Annotated in this window: 1 protein-coding gene and 1 pseudogene; both read left to right on the forward strand. The window is 72.9% G+C overall.

The window, feature by feature from the left end; translation table 11 throughout:
* Positions 1-1,379, forward strand: a pseudogene (locus KBX53_RS30590) (hypothetical protein); the annotation flags it as partial.
* A 114-nt stretch (positions 1,380-1,493) separates the two neighbouring features.
* The gene (locus tag KBX53_RS30595) at positions 1,494-2,162 is read left to right on the forward strand and encodes a hemerythrin domain-containing protein (RefSeq protein WP_051708103.1); all 669 of its coding nucleotides are present in this window, start codon (positions 1,494-1,496) and stop codon (positions 2,160-2,162) included.
* Positions 2,163-2,190: the final 28 nt, after the last annotated feature.

A 2,190-nucleotide genomic window follows, 5' to 3' on the forward strand; every position in this document is an offset into this window, starting at 1 on the left:
AGTACGCCCGCGCCGCGTCGGCCGACACCGCGCCGCTCGCCGTGGACTACGCCATCCGGGCCGCCGAACTGGCCGAGCGACGGTACGCGTACGACGCCGCGATCGAGCTGCTCAGCAACGCCGTCGAGGCCGCCGCCACGGTCGCCGGGGACCGCGACGCGCTGCGGGTCGACCTGCTCGGCCGGCTGTTGCGCGCCTACGCGCGCGCCGGTGCGGTGGCCGCCGCCCGGCAGACCCGCGCCCGGGCGTTCGACGTCGCCGCGCAGTCCGGCCGCGACGACCTGCTGGTCGCGGCGTTCACCGCGTGGACCGTCCCCACCCCGTGGCTGACCCACGAGTACGGCGTGGTGGACCACCGCGTCGTCGAGGTGCTCACCCGGCTGCTGCGCGCCGACGACCTGGACCCGGTTGCCCGTTGCCGACTGCTGGAGGCGCTCGCCACGGAGTTGGACGGCGAATCCGACCCGCGCGGCGTGGCGGCCGGGCGGGAGGCGTTGGCCCTCGGGCGGCGCCTCGACGACCCCGAGCTGCGGGCCCTCGGGCTGGCCGCGCGGATGCGCACCATGAGCTACGAGCGGGAAGCGCCGGCCCGTCGGGAGCTGGCCGTGGAGCTGCGCGACCTCGCCGACGAGCATGGGCTGGTGACCTACCGCTCGGTAGCCGAGCAGGTGCTGGGCCACTGCGCCGCCGCCCTCAACGAACCGGACGAGCTGCGCCTCAGCGTCGCCCGGCAGGGGTGGCTGGCCGAGACGTACCAGCTGAACGAGGCGCAGACCATCAACCTGTGCTCGTTGGGCACCCTCGCGCACGTCGCCGGCGACTTCGTCGCCGCGCAACGGCACTACGACGAGGTCGCCGTGCAGATGCGGCGGCAGGGTTCGCTGCACGCCGAGTCCTTCCACTACTTCTCCACCGGGACCCTGCTGATCAGCCAGGGACGGTTCGGTGAGCACCTGGCGGCGACCCGGCGGATCCGGGAGTCGTTGGGCCCGATCGTGGACGACCTGCTGGCGCTGGCGTTGATCGGAAGCGGACGCCTGGCCGAGGCGCGGGCCATGCCGATCGGGCGGCACACGTACCGCCCGGACTACTTCGAGTCGGCGTTGCTCACCGTCCGCGGGATGGTCATCGTGGCGCTGGGTCGACGGGACCTGGCCCAGCCGGTGATCGACGCGCTGCTCCCGGTCAGCGACCAACTGGCCGGTTTCTCCACCACCGCGGCCGTGGTGCGGCCGGTCGCGTTGACGCTCGGGGAGCTGTGCCGGCTGCTGGGCCGCACCGAGGAGGCGACCCGGCACTTCACCCTCGCCGCGCGGGTGGCCCGCCGGTGGGAGTCGCCGCACTGGCTGGCCGAGGCGACGGGGGCGTTGGCCGGCTGACCGGCACGGTTGGCGGATTCCAAGCCGGTTACAAGTGACACCGAGCATGATCAACAGATCTGTGCCAGTTGATCCCTCGGAAAGGTCACCGTGAACCAGAACCACCGCGAAGCCATGGCCGACGTGCGCGACATGTACATGGCGCACTCCGCGCTCCGTCGCGAATTCAGCCTGCTGCCGCAGCTCGTCCGGGACGTCACACCGGGCGACACCAGGCGCGCGGAGGTCGTCGGCGCCCACGCCGAGATGCTCTGCCACATCCTGCACCTGCACCACGAGGGCGAGGACCTGCTGCTGTGGCCGCTGCTGCTGGAGCGCGGCGGCGCGCAGGCGACGGCGATCGTCCCCACCATGGAGGCGCAGCACCACGCCATCGAGGACGCCCACGCGGCGGTGGTGGCCCTCCTCCCCCAGTGGCGTCGTACCGGACGCGACGGCGAGCAGCTCGCCGACGCCCTGGAACAGCTCCGCAGCGCGCTGATCGAGCACATGGCCCTGGAGGAGAAGGAGATCCTGCCCCTGGCGGAACGGCACGTCACCGCCAGGGAGTGGATGCGGCTCGGCGAGCACGGGATGAGCAAGTCCTCGAAGAAGCAGCTGCCGTTGGCCTTCGGCCTGGCCATGTACGAGGGCGACCCGGCAGTGGTCAAGGCGGTGCTCGCGCACGCCCCGCTGCCGGCCCGGTTGCTCATGCCGATCATCGCGCCCCGGCTGTTCGCCAACCACGCCCGGCGGGTGCACGGCACCGCCACTCCCCCACGCATCGGCGCCACCGCCAACTGAGCGGGGTCGGCGGCTCAGTCGACCGGCC

The organism is Micromonospora sp. M51, assembly GCF_018070305.1.
GTDB lineage: Bacteria > Actinomycetota > Actinomycetes > Mycobacteriales > Micromonosporaceae > Micromonospora > Micromonospora parva.

What these genes read in the sequence shown, in the direction of transcription:
- KBX53_RS30595 (WP_051708103.1), top strand. Translation starts at nt 1,494, where the DNA reads ATGGCCGACGTGCGCGACATGTACATGGCGCACTCCGCGCTCCGTCGC.